Origin of the sequence: Aeromonas sp. R5-1 (assembly GCF_040908265.1) — a bacterium.
GTDB classification, from domain to species: Bacteria; Pseudomonadota; Gammaproteobacteria; order Enterobacterales; family Aeromonadaceae; genus Aeromonas; species Aeromonas caviae.
This window is the reverse complement of sequence record NZ_JBFODJ010000049.1, coordinates 1-20,833: the sequence shown is the minus strand read 5'-3', so window position 1 is coordinate 20,833 and position 20,833 is coordinate 1. Positions and strand designations below refer to the sequence as shown.

Here is a 20,833-nt window from a genome sequence, read left to right as displayed (position 1 = left end):
GAGACGATGATGAAATATCTGCTTTCTTTATGGCTGCTGGGCAGCGCCCTCTCCTTTCCCCTCCTGGCCGACGAGGTGCCCGATCTGGCCGCCCGCATCCGCTACGTGGACAGGGTGACCGGCAGCGACGGCATCACCCGGGAGAGCCAGTGGCAGGAGAAGTGGCTGCGCGTCGGTGACCAGGTGTGGAGCCAGCGGCTCATTCCCGTTCCCCTGGCCCGAGCCTATCACGCCACCCACGATGCCCGCCCCGGCCACAAGCACTTCACTCACCAGATGGCGGCGCGCTGGGTGACCCGCAGCGAGGGAGACGCACTCCAGTTGCGCTACGCCGATGCCTGGCACAACCAGCTGGTGGAGGTGCCGCAGGAGGAGTACGGCCAGGTGGCCTTCAAGCCGGAGTGGGCGCGGATCCGCCACCTCATCAACCCTGCCCTGTTGGAGGGAATGACACCGCTGGATGAGGCTGCCCCCGACCAGGCGAACTGGTATGAGACCCGTGAAGGTCGCCAGCGTACCCGCATCCTCTGGTCGAGCCGCTGGCAGTTGCCCCTGGTGGTGGAGTCGGCAAGCCTCGACGGTTATCGCAGCTACCGGATGGAGGTGACGCTCAAGACGCTGCCAAAGACCCTCCCCTGGCAGCAACTGGCAGGGTACCAGACCCTGGATCTGCGGGATTTCTTCGACTGATCCCCCCAGGCGGCAATCGCCTGGCTGACATGGCGTAACGGGATGTTACACTCTCTGTACTCATCCCGGACCCGAACATCCATGCGCCTTGTTACTCTGCTTCTGCTGCTCTCCCCTCTGATCGTCTGCGCCTTTTCGGCCCGTGCCGTGGTCGTCGTGGCCGCGGACATTCCCCCCTATGTGATCCGCGCCCAGCAGGGTGCGCCGAGCGGCATGGCCATCGAGGTGCTGGAGGAGGCTGCCCGCCGCCTCGGGGAACCGCTCGAGATCGAGTTGATGCCGCTGGCTCGCGCCCTCAGCCAGGCCAGCCACCGCCCGGATGTCCTGTTGTTGCCCCCGGCCCGAAACCCCCAGCGCGAACCACTGTTTCTCTGGATTGCCCCCCTGCTGGAGGAGGCCTTCGTGCTGGTCAGCCATCGCCGTCACCATCCAGCGCCGCTCTCCATGAAGACACTGCCAGGCCTCACCGTTGGCGTGATGCGTGGCTCCCATAGCCAGAGCCTGATCCAGCCGCTGACAGGGGTGACCCGGGAGCTGGTCACCGAGGAGGTCAGCAACGCCAGCAAGCTGGCGCGCGGCCGCATCCAGGCCTGGGCGGTGGCCTGGAACACCGCCCGTTACAACCAGCAGCGGGCGGGCCTGCCGCTCCCGGATCTGGTGCGGGGCGAGACCTTGCAGCAGAGCACCCTCTACCTGGCCGCCAGCCCCCGCTTCTCCCGCAGCGAGGCGCTGCGCTGGCGCCGGGTCATTCAGGAAATGAGGGAGGATGGCAGTCTCGCGCGCATCCTGCACCAGTACGATTACCAGGCTCCCTGATGAGACAGTCAGTCCAATTGCCAAACCACCCCAGAATGGTTATGGTATCTCCATGAAAGCAATCATGATTTTTTCCAGTACGCTCACACCCCGCTGAGCCCCCGCCCTCGCCCCGCTGCGCGAGTCGCTCGGGGGCATCGCTTTTGCTGTCTGCTTTTTACCCTTGCACCGTTTTTTGTCGACCAGTCTGCCCGTCATCCTGGTCCCTTCAGTCATTGATAAGGAAATACCCTATGAAACAGCCTCATCTCGTCATCTCCAGCCTGGATCTGGATCGCATCGAACAGCTGCTTGGCAACCACCCCCAGCACCTTGCCCTGCAAGAGGAGCTGGATCGCGCCGAGATCCGCGAACCCGCCGACATGCCGCCGGACGTGGTGACCATGAACAGCACGGTGCGCTTCAAGATGCAAAACAGCGGCAACGACTTCTGCCTGACGCTGGTCTATCCAAAGGATGTACAGGGGGACGAATCGAAGATCTCCGTGCTGGCGCCAGTGGGCAGCGCCCTGCTGGGGCTCAAGGTGGGTGACAGCATCGCCTGGCCGGGGCCGGCCGGTCGCACCATCCAGGTGGAGATCCTGGAAGTGGTCTATCAGCCGGAACGCGCGGGGGAGCTGCACCGCTGACAGGAGGCCATTCTGGTCTGATGCGACCAGGTAGCTGACTCGGTATACCTTTGTCCGGTCGGAGCCAAGGGCCACCGGCCGGGCATGACCTGACGTGGGATCAGGCCCCCTGACAGATCCGGTTCTTGCCCTCCCGCTTGGCCTGATAGAGAGCGCGATCGGCCTGGCTGAACAGGGTGTCAAAGTGCCATTCACGGGCGCTGGGCGCCCACCCCAGGCTGGCCGTCACCCGGACCCTCTTCAGCCCCAGCGTTTCTATCCCCTGGCGGATCTGCTCGCAGCGTGCCTGCTGGGCCAGGGGGTCCCGCTCGGGCAACAGCAGCACAAACTCCTCCCCGCCGAAGCGGCTGGCCACCAGATCCCGCTGGCCGGCAAGATAGCGACCCACCGCCTCCAGCACCCTGTCCCCGGTCTCGTGACCATGGCGATCGTTGATCTGCTTGAAGTCGTCGAGATCCAGCACCACCAGCGCCCCCTGCCTTGCCATCGTCACGCAGTGATCCATGAAGCCGCGCCGGTTCAGAAGGCCGGTCAGGGGATCCTGGCTGGCCTGTCGCCGCAGGGCCAGGGCCCGGTACTGGGTACAGAGCAGCAGCACCCCGAAGGTCGACAGATAGTTGCCCATCAGCATGGAGAGGAAGGGGAGCACATTGACCGCATGCTGATCCATCAGGACCCGCACCTCGCCGCCGAGCAGGGCCCCCATGCGCACCAGATTGAAACCGTAGAGCAGGATATTGACCACGGTGAACACCAGCACAGCGGGCAGATAGTCAGGGTAGCCATGGCGCCAGATGAGCCAGACAATCACCGCCCCCACCATCATGTAGCTCAGGCAGGCCAGCAGCACCCGGGGGGCCATCTTGTCGTTGAAGATGACGCTCCAGCAGAGGATCAGCAGGTAGACCAGCATGAAGAGGGTGAATGCCCGCCAGTTTGGCGGCTCCCCGAAGAAGCGCTGGATGGCGAGTGGCATCAGGGCGAGGCAGAAGGTGATGAGCAGGTTGGCCAGCCAGATCCCCGCGATATGGGGGGAAAATGCCTGCATGAAGAAGAGCGATTGCGCCGCCAGGGCACAGAGGCTGGACCACCATCAGAGCCCGAGACCGGGTATTTCCCTGTGGGTCGACCAGATGATGGAGAGGGTGATGAATCCCAGGCTGTAGCCCCCAAGGGCCATCAACATCAGGGTAAATACGTCCAGATTGAGCAGAATTGAGGCGTCCATTCCCGAACCTTCCAATGGGGATGGCTGAGTATATGGGAAGCCCATGACAAGACACAGAGGGAGCCTATGGGCCGGGCAAAAATATTTGCCCGACTCGCACGTCCTACTCCCCGTGAAGCGTGCCGGACAACGCCCTGTCTGTGCCCGGATTTTCCACCGAGACGGCCGCCGGATATTTTGCGCTTGAACCGGCGCCATTAGATAGATATGTTGTTTTCATGTGGTTTTATGAGTCACCACGAGGGATAAAAGTCTCCATAACTTATTGAGTCTTCTGGCACAAACAGGTTTTGGTACATTTTTCATCCAACGAACCATTCATAGAATCTCATATGGGGCTTTTGCCCCGACCAAGACAATAATCCTGTCTTGCCTGCTGCCGGATGCAGCAGTCTCTTGTGCCATGGAGTCGCACGGGAGCAGGTTCAAGGCCGACCACATTTACGACAGAGACGTCATTTATGATCAAAAAACTCATTCTCTCTACCCTGCTGCTGTGCGGGCTGGCCAACGCCGCGCCCACTTCCACCCTGGATGCCGTGCTGGAGCGCGGTGTGCTGCGGGTCGGTTTCGATGCCGGCTATCAACCCTTCGAGATGACCAACAAGCAGGGCCAGTACATCGGCTTTGACGTGGATCTCGCCAAGATGGTCGCCAAGGAGATGGGCGTGAAGGTGGAGTTCGTCAACACCGCCTGGGACGGCATCATCCCCGCGCTCTTGACCGACAAGTTCGACGTCATCATGGGCGGCATGACCGTCACTCCCCAGCGCAACCTGCGCGTGAACTTTGCCGATCCCTACATCGTCGTCGGCCAGACCATCGTGCTTCGCAAGGACAAGGCGGGCGAAATCAAATCCTTCCAGGACCTCAACGATCCCAAATACAAGATCGCGGTCAAACTCGGCACCACCGGCGAGCAAGCGGTCAAGCGCATGATCCCCAAGGCCACCCTGCTGCAGTTTGAAACCCAGGATGACGCCAAGCTGGAAGTGATCAACGGCAAGGTCGATGCCTTCGTCTACGACCTGCCCTACAACGCCATCTTCGCGTCCCAGAACCAGGGCGCCGTGGTACACCTCGACAAGCCGTTCACCTTCGAGCCGCTGGCCTGGGCCATCCGCAAGGGAGATCAGGACACCCTCAACTGGTTCAACAACTACCTGCGCCAGATCAAGGGCGACGGCAGCTATGACCGTCTCTACAAGAAGTGGTTTGAATCCACCGCCTGGCTGAACCAGCTCAAATAACCTCTCAAAGGGGCGGCATGCCGCCCCTTCACGCAGACGCCCCACACGATAACGACAAAAGAGGTTGTGACAGTGATCAACCCCAAACTCACAAGACAGATGGAAAAACAGCCCAATCAGCTGCTCTGGCACGGGATCTTCCTGCTGCTGGTGCTGGCCGCCATTTTCGGCATCTACAAGGCCGTGCAGGCAGTGGATTACACCTGGCGCTGGGAACGCATTCCCCAGTACATCGCCTATCAGGCAGAACAGAAACACTATGCCGAGTTTGACGGCACCGTGGTCGCGGACAAGGGGCAGCTCTTCCTGCAGGACGATCTCGACCCCAGCCGTCGTCAGGCCATCGCCGCCCAGGGCACCCAGCTGGCCGAAGGGGACACCGTCTTCCTCGGCGATACCCTGGATGTGCAACTGAGCTGGACCGCCGGCCCCATCGCCTGGGGCGTCTGGGTCACGGTCAAGCTATCCCTGGTGGCCGGGGTCTTCGCCATCCTGCTCGGCACCCTGGCCGGACTCGCCCGCCTCTCCCCCAATCCGGCCCTGCGCAACCTGGCAGTGACCTATGTGGAGCTTATCCGCGGCACCCCGCTCCTGGTGCAGATCTTCATCGTCTACTTCTTTATCGGCACTGTACTCAATCTGGATCGCTTCACCGCCGGGGTGGCGGCGCTGGCGGTCTTCACCGGCGCCTATGTGGCCGAAATCGTGCGCGCCGGCATCAGCTCCATCCACAAGGGGCAGATGGAGGCGGGCAGGAGCCTTGGCATGACCTCGGCCCAGACCATGCGCTACGTCATCCTGCCCCAGGCGTTCAAGCGCGTGCTGCCGCCGCTGGCGGGCCAGTTCATCAACCTCATCAAGGACTCCTCCCTGGTCTCCGTCATCTCCATCACGGATCTCACCAAGGCGGGGCGCGAAGTGGTCAGCTCCACCTTCAGCCCGTTCGAGGTGTGGTTCACCGTGGCCCTGCTCTATCTGGTGCTGACCGGTACTCTCTCCTTCCTGGTGCGTCGTCTGGAGGTGAAATATGCGCGCAGCAACTGATCCCGTTATCAAGGCGCCATCGGTGTCGAAATGTTCTGCCATCACCGGTACTCCCTGCCCCTTCCCGGTGCGTCGTCTGGAGGTGAACTATGCGCGCAGCAACTGATCCCATCATCAAGGCGACCGGTGTAGAGAAGTTCTACGGCACCGAGGTGCACGCCCTGAAAAACGTCAGCACCCAGGTGGCCGAAGGGGAAGTGGTGGTGATCGTGGGGCCGAGCGGCTCAGGCAAGTCCACCTTCCTGCGCACCCTCAACCAGCTGGAGACCATCAACGATGGCAATATCGTGGTCGACGGCATCAGCCTCACCGAACCCGGGGATGTCAACAAGCTGCGGGAAGAGGTGGGCATGGTGTTCCAGTCATTCAACCTCTTCCCTCACCTGACGGTGCTGGACAACATCACCCTGGCCCCCCAGAAGGTGAGAGGGCTCTCTCGCCAGGAGGCAGAGGAGCGAGCCAAGGCCCTGCTGCTCAAGGTCGGTCTCTCCAACAAGGCCCAGAGCTACCCCTCCCAGCTCTCCGGCGGCCAGCAGCAGCGGGTGGCCATCGCCCGGGCGCTCGCCATGCAGCCGCGCATCATGCTGTTTGACGAGCCCACCAGCGCCCTCGACCCCGAAATGGTGGGAGAGGTGCTGGACGTCATGAAGGGGTTGGCCCGCGAAGGGATGACCATGGTGGTGGTGACTCACGAGATGGGCTTTGCCCGGGAAGTGGCGGACAGGGTGCTCTTCATGGAGAGCGGCGAGCTGCTGGTGGACGAGAAACCCGCCGACTTCTTCGACAATCCACCCTCCCCGCGCCTGCGCCAGTTCCTGAGCCAGGTGCTATAACCCGCGATGCACCAACACGAAGAGGGAGCCCATGGCTCCCTCTTCTATGCTTGCCTTCCCCCCAGATCATCTCCCTGGCGCATTGCTTGCCGCAGCCTTTTGCCATCGGGTTGTCACCACGCCAACGAGCAAGGATGTTAATGAAATTTTAAATTCATCCGGTATGCTGACATCCAACTGGTCCAACCGGATGGCTCACATGGATGTGCAACTGCTCCTGCTCTACCTCTCGCCCCTCTTTCTGGTTTTCATCGGCTGGGAGATGCTCTACCTGCGAAAAAACGGCGCCGCCTATCCCACGGCGGGCTACCAGTGGAAGGATCTCTTCGCCAATGCCACCCTGGCACTGATGCATCAGGGGGGCGATGCCCTGGCCGCCATTGCCATCGCCTATCTCTATGACACCCTCTGGGGCTGGCGACTATTCGATATCGAGCTGAACCTCTGGAGCCTCTTGCTGCTCTTTTTGTTGCAGGATCTCTGCTACTGGCTGTTCCACTTCGCGAGCCACCATGTGCGCTGGCTCTGGGCCTCCCACGTGGTGCACCACAGCTCGGAGCGGCTCAACCTCTCCACCGCCTTTCGCCAGAGCCTGATGTACCCGGTCTCCGGCATGTGGCTGTTCTGGATCCCCATGATCCTCATCGGCTTCCCCCCCGAGGCGGTGGTGGCCACCGTGCTCTTGAGCCTGGGTTTTCAGTTCTTCGTCCACACCCAGGTGGTGGGCAAGCTGGGCAAACTTGAATGGATCTTCAACACCCCCTCCCACCACAGGGTGCACCACGCCAGCAACGCCAGATACATCGATCGCAACTTCGCCGGCGTGCTCATCATCTGGGACCGGCTGTTTGGCACCTTCGTGGAAGAAGACTTGGGCGAGCCGTGCCGTTTCGGCATCACCAAGCCCATCCACAGCTTCAACCCGCTCACCCTCACCTTCCACGAGTGGCGCGACATGCTGCAAGAGGCCCGGGGCCTCCCCTGGCGGCAAAAGCTCGCCGTGCTGTTTGGCAAACCGGCGGGCCCCACCAGCGGTTGACCCACTGACCAGGATAAAAAAGAGCGCCCAGGGGCGTAATGCCGATCAGTTAAGAATCCATTGACCGATCCTTCTGTTGTGTGAAAATCCGAAACCTGTTGATTGGTTTCGGATTTTTTATGCGTATCGCTCACGCTCTCGACTTCCTCCACGCCAGTAATGCCGCTCAGTTTGAGTCACTCTCTGACCTCATTTCTCCCGAGCTCATCACAACGCTGCTCGCCGAAGAGAATGTCGCGACCCTGCGTCGTCGCCGTATGCCCATGGAGCGGCTGGTCTGGGCCATTATCGGCATGGCCATCTTCCGCCATGTACCCATGACCCAGCTGGTCAATCAGCTCGATATCCTGTTGCCCGGCGACCGTCCCTTTGTCGCCCCCAGTGCCTTCCTGCAAGCTCGCCAAAAACTGGGGGACAAGAGCATCGAACGCCTGTTTCACGAGACTGCCTCTCTCTGGCACCAGCAGGCCAATCATCCCGGTTGGGCCGGGCTGCAACTGCTCGCCGTCGATGGCGTGATGTGGCGCACACCCGATACCCCGGACAATGCCGCCGAGTTTGCCAAACCCGGCACCCAGCATGGCGAGACCACCTATCCGCAGGTGCGCATGCTTTGCCAGATGGAGCTGACCAGCCACCTGCTTGTGCAGGCCGTCATGGAGAGCTGCGCCGTCAACGAGATGGTGTTGGCCGAACAGCTTGTCGCACGCACGCCGGACCACTCGCTCACCCTGTTCGACAAGGGGTTTTACTCTCTCGGTCTGCTCCACGTCTGGCAAACCACTGGCAGCGAGCGGCACTGGCTGCTGCCACTCAAAAAGGGCTCGCAATACGAGATGGTGCGCAAGCTGGGGCGTCAGGATGTGTTGGTGCGTCTCAAAACCAGTCCACAGGCGAGGAAGAAGTGGTCGCAACTGCCAGAGACACTAGAAGCCCGCTTACTTACCCGCACCATCAACGGCAAAGAGTACCAAGTATTGACCTCAATGGTCGACCCGATGCGTTTCCCGGGGGCTGACATCGTCGAGCTCTACAGCCAGCGCTGGGAAATCGAGTTGGGCTATCGGGAGATGAAGCACAGCCTGCAACAACATCGGCTGACCCTGCGCAGCAAGAAGGCGGCGGGGATACGGCAAGAGCTGTGGGGCGTGCTGCTGGCGTACAACCTGCTGCGCAGCCAGATGGTAAAGATGGCGGCGAGTCTGAAGGGATACACGGCGAGCCAGCTGAGTTTTCACATGGCATCGGTGTACCTCATCCATGAACTGAGCTGCATGCCGTACCTGTCACCGGGGAGTATCCCGAAGCGGGTGGCGGAGCTAGATAAGCAGGCGGGGCAGTTTGTGTTGCCGGAGCGAAGGGAGCGGAGTTACCCCCGCAGTGTGAAGGCGAGGCCGCAGAAGTATACGGTGCAAAAAGCCAATAAAAACAATGCCAGTCAGGCTTAACTGACTGGCATTACGCCCAGGGGCGCTCTTTTTCATGACAGGGACACCCCCCGGGTCAGACGTGAACGAAGGACCAGACGGCGGGGATCAGGCTCAGCAGCGTCACCCCGGCCAGCAGCCGTTCGCGCCCACTGAGCCGCTGTTCGGCGCCGAGCTGGCGACGGCTGTAGAGAAACAGCAGCAGACCCGGCCCGTAGAGCAGAAGCGACAGCAGCAGGTACTCCACCCCGGCGGCGTAGAGCAGCCAGAAACCATAACCGCTCGACACCAGCGCCACCACCCGCATCAGGCCACGGCCCTGCCCACCCTTGCCACTGAAGACCAGCTTGAGCAGGAAGAGGCCGATGAGCAGGTAGGGCACCAGGATCATGGAGGTGGAGATGAGCAGCAGGTTGGTGTACCCCTTGCCAAGCAACCACACCAGCAGCAAGCAGCCCTGCACGGTCAGGCTGGTGAGCCAGAGCGAGGCGATGGGGGTGCCGTTGCGGTTCTCGCGCCGGAAGATGGCCGGGAAGGCCCCGTGACGCGCCGCGCTGAACGGCACCTCGGCCGAGAAGAGGGTCCAGCTCACGTAGGAGGCGAGCACCGACACGATGAGGCCGGCGCTGATGAGCAACTTGCCCCAGGAACCCGTCATCTGGGCCATCAATCCCGCCATGGAGGGGTTGGGCAGGGCCGCAAGCTCCGGGCGGCTCAATATTCCGAGCGCCAGCACCGAGATGAGCACATAGAGCAGCAGCGCCAGCACCACGCCGAGCACGGTGGCGGTGCCCACATCCCGCTTGTTTCTCGCCCGGGCCGAGAGCACCGCTGCCCCTTCGATGCCGGTGAAGACCCAGAGGGTGATGAGCATGGTGTTGCGCACCTGCTCGGAGACCGGTACCGCCAGGGTGCTACCCTCCTGATCCGTCGCAAAGGTGACCGGATCGAACCAGTAGCAGGCGAACAGGATGAACAGCAGCAGCGGCAGGCTCTTGGCCAGGGTCGCCACCAGATTGAACAGGGCCGCCTGCTGCACGCCGCGGGCCACCAGCAGGTGCACCGCCCAGAGGATGCAGGACTCGCCGACAAAAGCTGCCAATGTGTTGCCCTCGCCAAACCAGACCCGCTCCGGCGTGTCGACGAAGCTGCCCAGCGCCGCGAAGGCGATCACCAGATACCCCACCACGCCGATGGTGGCGCACAGCCAATAGCCCCAGGCGGAGAAGAAGCCCACCAGATCGCCGAAACCGGCCCGGGCATAGCTGTAGATGCCGCCATCGAGCTCCGGCCTTAAGCGCGACAGATAGAGAAAACTCATGGCGAGCGCCAGAATGCCGACCCCGGTGACGGCCCAGCCGATCAGCACGGCGCGAGCGCCCGCCACATCGGCCATGTTCTGGGGCAGGCTGAAGATGCCGGCCCCCACCATGGAGCTGAACACCAGCGCAGTGAGGGACCAGAGCCCGATCTTGCTCTCTTTCATGGGCGCTCCTTAACGCAGCCGGCTGGCCAGCGCCTCGATGTGTTCCGGGCCGATGCCGCAGCAGCCGCCGATGAGGTTTGCCCCGGCTCTGCGCCAGCGCTCGGCCCAGCCGAGGTAATCCAGCGGCCCCAGATCGCCGCGGATCTCGTCCAGACCGTCATTGGCAGTCGCCTCCTTGGGCTGGGGCGGGAAGGCGTTGGCATAGGCGCCGAGGCGAACGTCGGTGCGCCCCTGAACCTGCAACGCGGCGACGGCCACCTTGAGCGCCCCTTCAATCACCTCGGGCTGGCAGCAGTTGAACAGGATGGCATCCACCCCGGCCGACGCCAACGCGGTCACGGCATCCGCCACCCGCTCGCCGGAGCGCAGGGTGGGCTCGCTGCCCGGCGCCTCGTCTTCCAGAGTAAAGGAGACCCAGAACGGCTTGCCGTCCTCGGGCAGCAGGGCCTTGAGGGCCAGGGGCTCGGCGATGAGGCTCATGGTCTCCGCCAGCCAGAGATCCACATGGGGTGACAGGGCACGGATAAGCGGTGTCGCCAGCTCGCTCACCCGCTCGGCCTGATAGAGGTCCGCACGATAGGAGCCAAAGAGCGGCGGCAAGGAACCGGCCACCTTGACGGCTCCCCCCTGTTCGTCGGCCACGTCTCGGGCCAGTTGCCCGGCCAGGGCTGCAAGTGCCTCCCCTTGGGCGGCAAAGCGCGCCTCGCCGATATGGAAGGGCACCAGGGCATAGCTGTTGGTGGTGATCACCCGGGCACCGCTCGTCGCATAAGCCTGGTGTACCTCGCGCACCGTCTCGGGCGCTTCCATCAGCGCCAGTGCCGACCACTCCGGTTGACGGAACGGCGCACCACGCCGCGCCAGTTCACGGCCCATACCGCCATCGAGTACCCACAAATCCTGCTTGTCCATCTCTGTCTCTCTGCGTCTCCCCGCCATGACGGGTGTTTATTGTGTGAAACCACATTAAGCCATCAAAACATCTAGACGGCTAGAAATCCCAAATATCATGACCCAAAGTAGAACAAGAGGCAATCGGGGGCTACGAACAAATCCGGGCAAGCTCAGGATGATGGCGGCAAAGGGAGGTCTACCCGGCACAGGCATCACCTGGCCAGACACTGAAACGACAAGAGGCCACCCCGGGGGGTGGCCTCTTGTGAAACAGGGGATCAAGGCGGGCATAGCCGCCGATAACCAGGGGGCTCAGCGCCCGGCCAGCACCCGCTTGGTCTGCTTGACCCAGTCGGAGACCCGGCCCTGCTGGGGATAGCCCTGCCAGATCTGCTCCCACTGGGCGGGGCTGAGGGGGCGGCCCAGCCGACGCTGCACCCCGGCATAGAGGTAGTCGTGGGCCGTGGTGCGTGCCTGGGCCGAGGTGAGGAACTTGGCAACAGGGTCAGTGAGACGCACGTCCCGCATGCCGAGCAGCGGATAATCGCTGTGCACCGCCGCCAGCATGGTCTCGCGCATGGCGGATTCGATGTAACCCCGGGCAAACAGGGCGGTGACCGATTCAAGCGACCCTTGATCCGGGCCGTGATACTCCTCGTCGAACACCGGGCTGGGCTCTGCCACGGCGCTTTGCACCACCGCATCGGGATCCTGCTGCGGGACCACCACGGCTGGCTGTGGAGCGACGGGTTTGGCAGGCGTCACCGGCTTGCGCGGTGCGCTCTGGCTGCAGGCACCCAGTGCCAGGGCGAGCGCCACACAGGCCAGCGCACGGGAATGAGTCTTCATCTTCATGATTGCTAACGAACTCCTTTAGGATTCCTGAGCGGGCTTCTCATTGCTCGCAGGTTCTACCCGGGTGACCAGCAACTGGTCAATCTTGTAACTGTCGATGTCCACCACTTCGAACTTGTAACCGGCATATTTGACCGAGTCGGTGCGCTTGGGGATCTTGCGCAGCATGTACATGATGAAACCGGCGATGGTCTCGTAGTTCTGGTTTTCCGGGAACTCCTCGATGTCGAAGGCGCGCATCACGTCGGAGATGGGGGTCACCCCGTCCACCAGCCAGGAGTTCTCGTCCCGCTGGACGATCTGCTCTTCCACCACGTGGGTGGCCCACTCCCCCATGACGGTACTCATCAGGTCATTCATGGTGACGATGCCCACCACCAGGGCGTATTCGTTCATCACCACCGCAAAATCGCCGCGATGGTTCTTGAAGTACTCCATCGCCTCGTAGAGGTTGAGGGTGTCGGGAATGATGATGACGTTCTGCACCAGGGAGCCGCTGTTGAGATCGATGCTCTGGCCGCTGATGACGCGGATCAGCAGCTCCTTGGCATCCACGAACCCCTTGATGCTGTCGAGGTTGTGGTCGCACACCAGGAACTTGTTGTGGGGGTGCTCGGCGATCTTCGCCTTGATGCTCTCTTCCCCCTCTTGCAGGGTGAAGTAGATGAGGCTCTCTCGCGCCGTCATGGCGGAAGTGACACCCAAGGACTGGAGCTCGAACACGTTCTCGATGAGCTGGTGCTCCTCGCGCTGAATGACACCGGCTTCGGCACCTGCATCCATCACCGCATAAATATCGTCGGAGGTGATCTCGTCGTTGCGCACCATGGAGATGCGCATCAGCCGGAACAGGCCGTTGGCCATGCCGTTGAACAGCCACACCAGCGGCATCAGCAAGGTGACGCACAGCATCATGGGACGCACCACCACCACAGCGATCCGCTCGGGCATGGTCATGGCAAGGCGCTTGGGCATCAGGTCCGCTATCAGGATGAACATGCCGGTGACGAAGACGAACGAGGCCGCAGAGCTAATCTGGCCGAGCCAGGGCCCCTGGTAGAAGCCGGCAATCAGCTCCCTGATGGCGGGATTGAGGGCGGATTCCCCCAGGATACCGCCGAGGATGGCGACGGTATTGAGGCCTATCTGCACCACGGTAAAGAAGTTGCCCGGTTGGGCCTGCAATGCCAGCACCTTCTCGGCGTGGCGGTTGCCCTCGTCGGCCATCACCTGCAACTTGATCTTGCGGGAGGCGGCAAGGGAGATCTCGGAGAGTGAGAAGAACACGCTGCCGGCGACCAGCAGCATCAGAAAGAACAAACTATCGGCAAAACTCATGATTAACCTATTGCTACAGCCGCCTTAGCACAAGACGGCAAACTGGGCCCGGGAAACCGGACCGTGACTCCATCCGGGACTCACACAGGGGCCATATTCTAGCAGAAAAGCGCCCGCTGGGTGGCGTTATCTTGAACTGCCGTGCCATGCAATGAAAAAGGCGCTCAAAGCGCCTTTTTATTCAATCAGAGTTGGATTCCCGTCCTGCAGCCGCGACGGGAGCTCCACCCAAGGCGCCCTATCAGCCCTTGCCCAGCAGATCGCTCAGGTCATCGGCCTTGGTGTGACGCACATCCTTGCCCTTGACGTAGTAGACGATGTACTCGCAGATGTGCTGGCAGCGATCGCCGACCCGCTCGATGGCCCGTGCCGCCCAGAGCACGTTGAGCACCTGCGGTATAGTGCGGGGATCTTCCATCATGTAGGTCATCAGCTCGCGGATGATGGACTCGTATTCGCGGTCCACCTTGTCATCTTCCTTGTAGACCGCCAGGGCGGCATCCAGATCCATGCGGGCGAAAGCGTCGAGCACGTCGTGGAGCATCTTGATGGTGCGACGCCCCATGTTCTCCAGCGACACCAGCGGAGGCTGCGGCTTGTTGGCGTTGTCGGTCAGCATGCGGGCAATCTTGTCCGCCACGTCGCCGATGCGCTCCAGATCCGTGATGGTCTTGATGATGGCCATCACCAGCCGCAGGTCGGACGCGGTGGGCTGACGCTTGGCGATGATGCGGGTGCACTCCTCGTCGATCGCCACTTCCATGGCGTTGACCTTGTGGTCGTTGGCCACGATCTTGCGCGCCGCATCCAGATCCTGGCCATGGATGGCGGCGATGGCGTCGGTGAGTTGCTTCTCCACCAGCCCCCCCATCACCAGTACCTGATTGCGCACGCTCTCAAGCTCGGCATTGAACTGACCGGAGATGTGTTTGTTGAGGTTCATATTGTCCATACCAGTAATCCTTGTTGCTCCGATTATGCCTTAGCCGTTGAACTGACTGCCAATCTGTTTGTTGATGCTCATCTTGCTCATCTCAATCAGCGGCATCCCTTAGCCGTAACGACCGGTAATGTAGTCTTCGGTCTTCTTCTTGGCCGGGGTGGTGAAGATGGTGTTGGTATTCGAGTACTCGATGAGTTCCCCCATGTACATGAACGCGGTCTGATCCGAGACCCGCGCCGCCTGCTGCATGTTGTGGGTCACGATCACCACGGTGAACTGGCTCTTGAGCTCGTTGATGAGCTCCTCGATGGTGAGGGTGGAGATGGGGTCCAGCGCCGAGGTCGGTTCATCGAGCAGCAGCACTTCCGGCTCGATGGCGATGGCACGGGCAATCACCAGACGCTGCTGCTGACCGCCGGAGAGGCCGAAGGCGTTGTCGTGCAGACGATCCTTCACCTCCTCCCACAGGGCGGCACCGCGCAGGGAACGCTCGGCGGCCTCGTCCAGAGTACGGCGGTCATTGATGCCCTGCAGGCGCAGGCCGTAGACCACGTTCTCGTAGATGGACTTGGGGAAGGGGTTGGGGCGCTGGAACACCATGCCCACCTGACGGCGCAGGGCGGAGACATCCACGCTCTTGTCGTAGATGTTGTGGCCGTGCAGCTGGATCTCCCCCTCGATGCGGCAAATCTCCACCAGATCGTTCATCCGGTTGATGCAGCGCAGCAAAGTGGACTTGCCGCAACCGGACGGGCCGATGAAGGCGGTGACCTGACCCTTGGGGATCTTCATGTTGACGTTGAACAGCGCCTGCTTGTTGCCGTAGTACAGGTTGAGATCCTTCACCTCCAGCGCAGTCTGCTCCGGGGTCAGGTTGAGCAGGTCGGTGGCGGTGTGCGGGGCCGAACTCGGTGTTACGTTGATCATCTGTTTACCTCAAATTCTCTTGGTGGCAGCGGGCAAACGTCTTGCCCGCTGCCGGAATATCTGGCTGGCAGGGAAGGCCCCTGCCCGTCTCTGTAATGGCTGGATTAATGTTCCAGCGACCGGAATTTCTCGCGCAGGTGGTTACGAATACCGATCGCCGTCAGGTTGAGGCCGACGATCACCGTCACCAGCAGGAAGGAGGTGGCGTAGACCAGAGGACGCGCCGCCTCGACGTTCGGGCTCTGGAAGCCCACGTCATAGATGTGGAAGCCCAGGTGCATGAACTTGCGCTCCACGTGCAGGTACGGGAAGTTGCCGTCCATCGGCAACGTGGGAGCAAGCTTCACCACCCCCACCAGCATCAGCGGCGCCACCTCGCCCGCCGCACGGGCAATCGCCAGGATAAGGCCGGTCATGATGGCCGGGCTGGCCATGGGCAGCACGATGCGCCAGAGGGTCTCGGCCTGGGTGGCACCCAGCGCCAGCGAACCCTGGCGAATGGTGCTCGGGATCCGGGCCAGCCCCTCTTCGGTGGAGACGATCACCACCGGCAGGGTCAGGATGGCCAGGGTCAGCGCCGACCAGATGACACCGGGAGAGCCGAAGGTCGGGCTCGGCAGCGCTTCCGGGTAGAAGAGGCGGTCGATGCTGCCCCCCAGGGTGTAGACGAAGAAGCCCAGACCAAACACGCCGTAGACGATGGAGGGTACCCCCGCCAGGTTGATCACCGCGATGCGGATGATCTTGGTCAGGCTGTTCTTGCCCGCGTACTCGTGCAGGTAGACCGCCGCCACCACCCCGAGCGGGGTCACGATGATGGCCATCAGGATCACCATGAAGACGGTGCCGAATATGGCCGGGAAGACGCCACCCTCGGTGTTCGCCTCCCGAGGGTCATCGGAGACGAACTTGCCAATCTGGTGGAACCAGTGACCCACCTTGGCCATCAGGCTCATGTCGTTGGGCCAGACCACATCCAGCACCCGGGACATGGGCATGGTCACCAGCTCGCCGCGCATGTCCTTGACGGTGATGCTGTCTCTGTCCGCCTGGGTACGCAGGGAGAAGAGCTCTTTCTCCAGCACCTGGTAACGGTCGTTGAGCGCCTGACGCTCGCTCGCCAGCTCGGCTTTAAGCTGATCGGTCAGCTTGTCATCCAGCTCGGCCTTGCGCTCTTTCAGGCGCAGGCGCTCCAGCTGGTAGTTGATGCTGCCGATGGCCCCTTTTTGCAGGTCGTTGGCTTGGCTTGAGAGGCCGTTGGCACGGGCCAGCACCCGCTGCAAGGCGGGATGCAGATCCGTGGTCAGCTCCTGGCCATCTTCCTTCACCGAGGTGATGTAACCATAGAAGTTGCCGTTGGTGGCGCGTTCCACCATGGCGAGCTCCGCCGGCTGGGCGCGCGATTTGATATCGGTCTCCAGCACCCAGCGAAAATCGAGGTCGACGAACTCCCGGTTGCCGGTCTTGACCAGATAACGGGTAATCTCTTCGCGCTCCTCCCCTTCCAGCGCCTGGCCTGCGGCGCGCAGGCGCTCCACCGGCACCAGCTCCCGGTCGTTTATCTCGCCAATCAGGACGCTCTTGTTGCCGCTTGCATCTTCAAGTTGCCACTCATAGATGGGATGGGGCCAGAAATAGACCAGACCACGCCAGCCAATCAGCAACAACAGACCCAGTACGGCCACCAGACTCAGGCTGACGGCGCCCCCCGTCATCCAGATCCAGGGGGCCCCCGATTTAAACCACTTACCCATTGTCGATTCCTTAGTCCTTACAGAGAGCTGTACTTTTCACGCAACCGCTGGCGGACGAATTCGGCCAGGGTATTGAACAAGAAGGTGAACACAAACAGCACGAAGGCGGCGAGGAAGAGCACCCGGTAGTGGGAGCTGCCCACCTCCGATTCCGGCATCTCCACCGCGATGTTCGCCGCCAGGGTCCGCAGCCCCTGGAACATGGAAAAGTCCATGATGGGGGTGTTGCCGGTGGCCATCAGCACGATCATGGTCTCGCCCACGGCGCGGCCAAGGCCCATCATCACCGCCGAGAAGATGCCCGGGCTCGCGGTGAGGATCACCACCCGGCTCAGGGTCTGCCACGGGGTCGCCCCCAGCGCAAGCGAGCCCTGGGTCAGGTGCTTGGGCACCGAGAAGACCGCGTCTTCGGCGATGGAGAAGATGGTGGGGATGACCGCAAAGCCCATGGCGATACCGACCACCAGGGAGTTGCGCTGGTCAAACTTGATGCCCATGTCGTGGGTCAGCCAGATGCGCGAATCACCGTGCATGAAGGCGTTCTCGATGATGGGACTCAAGGCGAAGGCGCCCCATCCGATGAACAGCAGCACAGGGATAAGCAGAATGGCGTGCCAGCCTTCAGGCAGCCAGGTGCGGCCGCGCTCCGGCAGATAGTTCCACACCAGGGCGGTGAGCAGCATACCCATGGGCAGCAGGATCAGCAGCAGGATCACCCCGGGCAGGGCCCCTTCGATGATGGGAGCGAGCCACAGACCCGCCAGGAAGCCGAGGATGACGGTCGGCAGCGCCGCCATGATCTCCACCGTCGGCTTGACGTATTTGCGCAGCCCCGCCGACATGAAGTAGGCGGTATAGATTGCGCCGGCGACACCCAGGGGCACCGCGAACACCATGGCATAGAAGGAGGCTTTCAAGGTACCGAACACCAGGGGCACCAGGCTCAGCTTGGCTTCGAAGTCGTTGCTGGCGGAGGTGGACTGCCACACGTACTGGGGCTCGGGATAGCCTTCATACCACACCTGTTGCCAGAGGGCAGACCAGGTTACCTCGGGGTGATCGTTCTCGACGTCAAAGACCTTGAAGTCATCCCCCTGTTGGGTCAACAGCAGGTTGTGGCGAGGAGAGATGGCAACGGCAGCCAGGTTGCCCCCGTCAATCTTCTCGCCAAGCAGCTTGGCTTCGCCGGTGGCATGGAAGAAGTTGATGGTGCCGTCGCTGCCTGCGCTGATGAAGCCCTTGCGAAAGTGCTCGGGGGTCAGCAGCGCGACCGGCGCGTCACTCTTGAAGTCACGGATCTGGGTGAACTGGCGCTTGCCATCCTTTGCCACCTCGAACCACTGGGAGATGACGCCGTTGTCGTTGCCCACCAGCAGGGAGGACGCACCGGAGAGCAGGGCCACCTGGGTCACGCTGGCATTGGGGGCGTTGATCTCCATGACATTGCGCAGGGAAATGTCGCTCAGGTTGTGGATGTCATAGACCGACAGGCGGTTGCCCTCGCGCACGAACAACAGGCGCAGGTTCGGGGTCAGCAGCATCTGGTCAACATGGCGTGGCAGGGACGGAATGGTGTAGGTCTGGTTGCTCCACTCAATTTCGCCGGAGAGGAAATTCTCCTCGCCGCTCATCACCATCAGCACACCACGACCATCTTCGGTCACGGCCGCGGTCGCCATCTTGTCCTTGGTCGCCTCGAAGACCATGCGCGTCAGCGCCTTGCCCTGGGGATCGATCACCACGGGGGTCTCGCCGAAGGGATATTGCAGGCTGGGCTCAATGACGCGCACGTCATTGGGATAGGAGATCTTGAAATAGGGTTGCACCACCTGGGCCTTGCCGTCGGCAAACCCATAGGCGATGAGTTTCTGGCCCGGCGCAGGCGGCGCAACCGCCGTGATCTCGCCGTTCACCTGCGCCTCGCCAATCACCTGTCCGGTCTTGATCTTGCCATCCGGTTGCACGGCAAAGAACTTGACCTTCCCCAGGTCACTGAAGCGGTAACCTATCTCGTTTTGCTCCTCGACCCCGAGCCAGGCGGTCTTGCCCTTGATGGGCAGGGTGAAGGAAGCGGTGCTCTCCATGCTGGCGCCATTGAAGATGGGCTTCACCACATAAAGCAGGTAGAAGAAGATAAGCAACAGCGCCACCAGCACCAGGGCTCCCCCTGTGGTGACGCCATATTTGGCCAATTTATCCTTGATCCGGCGTTTTCGACTGCCCGCCATGACCAGATTTAACGATTCCGATGACATGCAAGACCTCAATGTGAGCTAGGCTTGGCGGCATTATATGGCGGATGCATGACAGTTTTGTTACATCAACAGCGGCAAAGAGCGCAGGCTCCATCGGGGGGTGGCAGTTGGTATTCGGGGGGAAGCAGGCAGCCGGTCTGGCAGTGAAATAAAAGCAAACGGGGCCATCAAGCCCCGCTGTCATCTTGAGGAAGCGCCTCTTTCGCGGCGAGTCTGGCCGCCTTCTTCTCGGCGCGGCGCCGTTTGAAGAAATCCGACAGCTGGGCCGAGCAGGCGTCGGCGAGCACCTCCCCCGTCAGTGCCACCTGGTGGTTGTGGCGGGGATCCAGCAGGATGTCGAACACAGACCCTGCCGCCCCCGTCTTCAAATCCCGGGCACCATAGACCACCCGCTTGACCCGGCTGTGGATGAGGGCGCCGGCACACATGCAGCAGGGCTCCAGCGTCACATAGAGGGTGGTGTCGAGCAGGCGATAGTTTTCAAGCTGCTTGCCCGCTTCCCGAAGCGCCATCACCTCGGCATGGGCGCAGGCGTCGTGCTCGCTGATGGAGCGATTCCACCCCTCTGCCACTATCTTGTCCCCCAGCACCAGCACGGCGCCTACCGGGATCTCGCCTATCCCCTCTGCCCTGGCGGCCAGGGCCATGGCATGGCGCATCCAGCGTTCGTCCTGCTCGCGCTGGCTGATCTGTGCTGCAACTTCAGATGGTTTCACGCCCTGATCCTCTCGTCGATATGATGTCAGCTTGCCTGGCCCCTGCACGGCATCGGCCGCGCACTCCCGGATTGCTGCGTCCCGGCCCTGGGCACACCGGGCCCCTTCCCCCTCGCGCTGGCCGGTAGCCCACGGCAGAAGATGCTGTCAATGAAAGAGAGGCCAAAGGCCCCGGCGACATCGGAACGCCCCGAGTTGGGTGTTCGCCACCCTGTGCCCGCCTAAGGGGGCGGCGATTATGCCAAAACTCCGGCCGGGGCCCAAGTTGCATCTTGGCTGAACAATAAAGAAGCAGTCGGCATCTCCCTGATAAAAAAGGAGTTGCGCCCGCCAAATCATCCGATTAGACTTCCTCCCCGTCAGCCGAGCTGACTCCGTCGGTGTGTAGCGCAGCCAGGTAGCGCATCTGCATGGGGTGTAGAGGGTCGGAGGTTCGAATCCTCTCACACCGACCAAAATCCCCGAAAATAGCCCAGTCAAACGACTGGGCTATTTTTTTGCCTGCACACCCGACGCTTGCCTCTTTTTCCTCTCGCCTCCCCCGTTCATCGGGTCGCCGCTTTTTATTGGCATGAATTTTATACAGAACCACTTGAAGCTTTCATAAAGTGCCGCTAAATAGCTGTTCCGAATAGTAGATCACCGGAGGAAGGGAACTCAGTCCAGTTTGTGCGATCTGATTAGTCGCTAAGGAAGGTGCGAACAAGTC

Annotated in this window: 18 protein-coding genes, 1 tRNA gene and 1 pseudogene; 10 read left to right on the top strand and 10 right to left on the bottom strand. The window is 61.7% G+C overall.

Going from position 1 to position 20,833, the window contains the following annotated elements:
- Positions 1 to 6 precede the first annotated feature (6 nt).
- The 3 genes from AB5Y64_RS06995 (at position 7) to rnk (ending at position 2,135) form a co-directional block, all read left to right on the top strand.
- Entirely contained in the window at positions 7 to 690 is a 684-nt protein-coding gene (locus AB5Y64_RS06995; protein WP_323582091.1) for a hypothetical protein, read from the top strand.
- Positions 691 to 771: 81 nt separating this feature from the next.
- The gene (locus AB5Y64_RS06990; protein WP_010675251.1) at positions 772 to 1,506 is read left to right on the top strand and encodes an ABC transporter substrate-binding protein; all 735 of its coding nucleotides are present in this window, start codon (positions 772 to 774) and stop codon (positions 1,504 to 1,506) included.
- Positions 1,507 to 1,739: 233 nt separating this feature from the next.
- Positions 1,740 to 2,135, top strand: coding sequence for a nucleoside diphosphate kinase regulator (gene rnk / locus AB5Y64_RS06985; protein WP_010675253.1), 396 nt, complete (start codon positions 1,740 to 1,742; stop codon positions 2,133 to 2,135).
- A 100-nt stretch (positions 2,136 to 2,235) separates the two neighbouring features.
- Here rnk and AB5Y64_RS06980 read toward each other — a convergent pair.
- Positions 2,236 to 3,363 (bottom strand): annotated as a pseudogene (locus AB5Y64_RS06980) (GGDEF domain-containing protein).
- Between the two features lie 461 nt (positions 3,364 to 3,824).
- Between AB5Y64_RS06980 and AB5Y64_RS06975 the strand changes: the two are divergent.
- From AB5Y64_RS06975 to AB5Y64_RS06950, 6 genes are all read left to right on the top strand, one after another.
- Positions 3,825 to 4,613 (top strand): transporter substrate-binding domain-containing protein, encoded by a 789-nt coding sequence (locus tag AB5Y64_RS06975; RefSeq protein WP_010675255.1) that lies wholly within the window; start codon positions 3,825 to 3,827, stop codon positions 4,611 to 4,613.
- Between the two features lie 99 nt (positions 4,614 to 4,712).
- Complete coding sequence (locus tag AB5Y64_RS06970) at positions 4,713 to 5,657, top strand: amino acid ABC transporter permease (protein WP_161957685.1); 945 nt, start codon at positions 4,713 to 4,715, stop codon at positions 5,655 to 5,657.
- Positions 5,641 to 5,763, top strand: coding sequence for a hypothetical protein (locus AB5Y64_RS06965; RefSeq protein WP_258057321.1), 123 nt, complete (start codon positions 5,641 to 5,643; stop codon positions 5,761 to 5,763). Before AB5Y64_RS06970 ends, AB5Y64_RS06965 begins: the two co-directional genes overlap by 17 nt.
- Positions 5,747 to 6,490: an amino acid ABC transporter ATP-binding protein gene (locus tag AB5Y64_RS06960; protein WP_010675257.1), complete on the top strand. Its 744-nt coding sequence runs from the start codon at positions 5,747 to 5,749 to the stop codon at positions 6,488 to 6,490. The genes AB5Y64_RS06965 and AB5Y64_RS06960 overlap by 17 nt, the downstream gene beginning before the upstream one ends.
- 199 nt (positions 6,491 to 6,689) lie before the next feature.
- Positions 6,690 to 7,529 carry a sterol desaturase family protein gene (locus AB5Y64_RS06955; RefSeq protein ID WP_319895162.1) on the top strand — a complete coding sequence of 280 codons (840 nt, stop codon included), beginning with the start codon at positions 6,690 to 6,692 and terminating at the stop codon, positions 7,527 to 7,529.
- Positions 7,530 to 7,648: 119 nt separating this feature from the next.
- Positions 7,649 to 8,977, top strand: a complete 1,329-nt coding sequence (locus tag AB5Y64_RS06950) for an IS4 family transposase (protein ID WP_368203549.1) — start codon at positions 7,649 to 7,651, stop codon at positions 8,975 to 8,977.
- A 55-nt stretch (positions 8,978 to 9,032) separates the two neighbouring features.
- On the opposite strand, the gene AB5Y64_RS06945 is transcribed toward AB5Y64_RS06950, so the two are convergent.
- The 9 genes from AB5Y64_RS06945 to tadA all read right to left on the bottom strand — a co-directional run bounded on the left by AB5Y64_RS06945 (position 9,033) and on the right by tadA (position 20,124).
- Positions 9,033 to 10,442, bottom strand: coding sequence for a basic amino acid/polyamine antiporter (locus tag AB5Y64_RS06945; RefSeq protein ID WP_319895152.1), 1,410 nt, complete (start codon positions 10,440 to 10,442; stop codon positions 9,033 to 9,035).
- 9 nt (positions 10,443 to 10,451) lie between these two features.
- On the bottom strand, positions 10,452 to 11,354 hold the full coding sequence (locus AB5Y64_RS06940; RefSeq protein WP_039040257.1) for a homocysteine S-methyltransferase family protein: 903 nt from the start codon (positions 11,352 to 11,354) through the stop codon (positions 10,452 to 10,454).
- Positions 11,355 to 11,648: 294 nt separating this feature from the next.
- Positions 11,649 to 12,191, bottom strand: a complete 543-nt coding sequence (locus AB5Y64_RS06935) for a hypothetical protein (RefSeq protein ID WP_039040256.1) — start codon at positions 12,189 to 12,191, stop codon at positions 11,649 to 11,651.
- An 18-nt stretch (positions 12,192 to 12,209) separates the two neighbouring features.
- The gene (locus AB5Y64_RS06930) at positions 12,210 to 13,529 is read right to left on the bottom strand and encodes a hemolysin family protein (protein WP_041213150.1); all 1,320 of its coding nucleotides are present in this window, start codon (positions 13,527 to 13,529) and stop codon (positions 12,210 to 12,212) included.
- Positions 13,530 to 13,770: 241 nt separating this feature from the next.
- Positions 13,771 to 14,481: a phosphate signaling complex protein PhoU gene (phoU, locus tag AB5Y64_RS06925; protein WP_029314752.1), complete on the bottom strand. Its 711-nt coding sequence runs from the start codon at positions 14,479 to 14,481 to the stop codon at positions 13,771 to 13,773.
- A 99-nt stretch (positions 14,482 to 14,580) separates the two neighbouring features.
- A complete protein-coding gene (pstB, locus tag AB5Y64_RS06920) occupies positions 14,581 to 15,399 on the bottom strand; it encodes a phosphate ABC transporter ATP-binding protein PstB (RefSeq protein WP_010675264.1) in 819 nt (272 codons plus the stop codon).
- A gap of 104 nt (positions 15,400 to 15,503) precedes the next feature.
- Positions 15,504 to 17,153, bottom strand: a complete 1,650-nt coding sequence (pstA, locus tag AB5Y64_RS06915; protein ID WP_125117313.1) for a phosphate ABC transporter permease PstA — start codon at positions 17,151 to 17,153, stop codon at positions 15,504 to 15,506.
- 17 nt (positions 17,154 to 17,170) lie between these two features.
- On the bottom strand, positions 17,171 to 19,408 hold the full coding sequence (locus tag AB5Y64_RS06910; RefSeq protein ID WP_039040253.1) for an ABC transporter permease subunit: 2,238 nt from the start codon (positions 19,406 to 19,408) through the stop codon (positions 17,171 to 17,173).
- Between the two features lie 167 nt (positions 19,409 to 19,575).
- Positions 19,576 to 20,124, bottom strand: a complete 549-nt coding sequence (gene tadA / locus AB5Y64_RS06905; protein ID WP_080770013.1) for a tRNA adenosine(34) deaminase TadA — start codon at positions 20,122 to 20,124, stop codon at positions 19,576 to 19,578.
- A gap of 378 nt (positions 20,125 to 20,502) precedes the next feature.
- On the opposite strand from tadA, the gene AB5Y64_RS06900 reads away from it, so the two are divergent.
- Positions 20,503 to 20,579 (top strand) — tRNA-Pro (locus AB5Y64_RS06900).
- Positions 20,580 to 20,833: the final 254 nt, after the last annotated feature.

Excerpts from the sequence above, each read along its gene's own strand:
- AB5Y64_RS06995 (WP_323582091.1), top strand. The coding sequence starts at position 7 with ATGATGAAATATCTGCTTTCTTTATGGCTGCTGGGCAGCGCCCTCTCC.
- AB5Y64_RS06990 (WP_010675251.1), top strand. The coding sequence starts at position 772 with ATGCGCCTTGTTACTCTGCTTCTGCTGCTCTCCCCTCTGATCGTCTGC.
- rnk (WP_010675253.1), top strand. The coding sequence starts at position 1,740 with ATGAAACAGCCTCATCTCGTCATCTCCAGCCTGGATCTGGATCGCATC.
- AB5Y64_RS06975 (WP_010675255.1), top strand. The coding sequence starts at position 3,825 with ATGATCAAAAAACTCATTCTCTCTACCCTGCTGCTGTGCGGGCTGGCC.
- AB5Y64_RS06970 (WP_161957685.1), top strand. The coding sequence starts at position 4,713 with ATGGAAAAACAGCCCAATCAGCTGCTCTGGCACGGGATCTTCCTGCTG.
- AB5Y64_RS06965 (WP_258057321.1), top strand. The coding sequence starts at position 5,641 with ATGCGCGCAGCAACTGATCCCGTTATCAAGGCGCCATCGGTGTCGAAA.
- AB5Y64_RS06960 (WP_010675257.1), top strand. The coding sequence starts at position 5,747 with ATGCGCGCAGCAACTGATCCCATCATCAAGGCGACCGGTGTAGAGAAG.
- AB5Y64_RS06955 (WP_319895162.1), top strand. The coding sequence starts at position 6,690 with ATGGATGTGCAACTGCTCCTGCTCTACCTCTCGCCCCTCTTTCTGGTT.
- AB5Y64_RS06950 (WP_368203549.1), top strand. The coding sequence starts at position 7,649 with ATGCGTATCGCTCACGCTCTCGACTTCCTCCACGCCAGTAATGCCGCT.
- AB5Y64_RS06945 (WP_319895152.1), bottom strand. The coding sequence starts at position 10,442 with ATGAAAGAGAGCAAGATCGGGCTCTGGTCCCTCACTGCGCTGGTGTTC.
- AB5Y64_RS06940 (WP_039040257.1), bottom strand. The coding sequence starts at position 11,354 with ATGGACAAGCAGGATTTGTGGGTACTCGATGGCGGTATGGGCCGTGAA.
- AB5Y64_RS06935 (WP_039040256.1), bottom strand. The coding sequence starts at position 12,191 with ATGAAGATGAAGACTCATTCCCGTGCGCTGGCCTGTGTGGCGCTCGCC.
- AB5Y64_RS06930 (WP_041213150.1), bottom strand. The coding sequence starts at position 13,529 with ATGAGTTTTGCCGATAGTTTGTTCTTTCTGATGCTGCTGGTCGCCGGC.
- phoU (WP_029314752.1), bottom strand. The coding sequence starts at position 14,481 with ATGGACAATATGAACCTCAACAAACACATCTCCGGTCAGTTCAATGCC.
- pstB (WP_010675264.1), bottom strand. The coding sequence starts at position 15,399 with ATGATCAACGTAACACCGAGTTCGGCCCCGCACACCGCCACCGACCTG.
- pstA (WP_125117313.1), bottom strand. The coding sequence starts at position 17,153 with ATGGGTAAGTGGTTTAAATCGGGGGCCCCCTGGATCTGGATGACGGGG.
- AB5Y64_RS06910 (WP_039040253.1), bottom strand. The coding sequence starts at position 19,408 with ATGTCATCGGAATCGTTAAATCTGGTCATGGCGGGCAGTCGAAAACGC.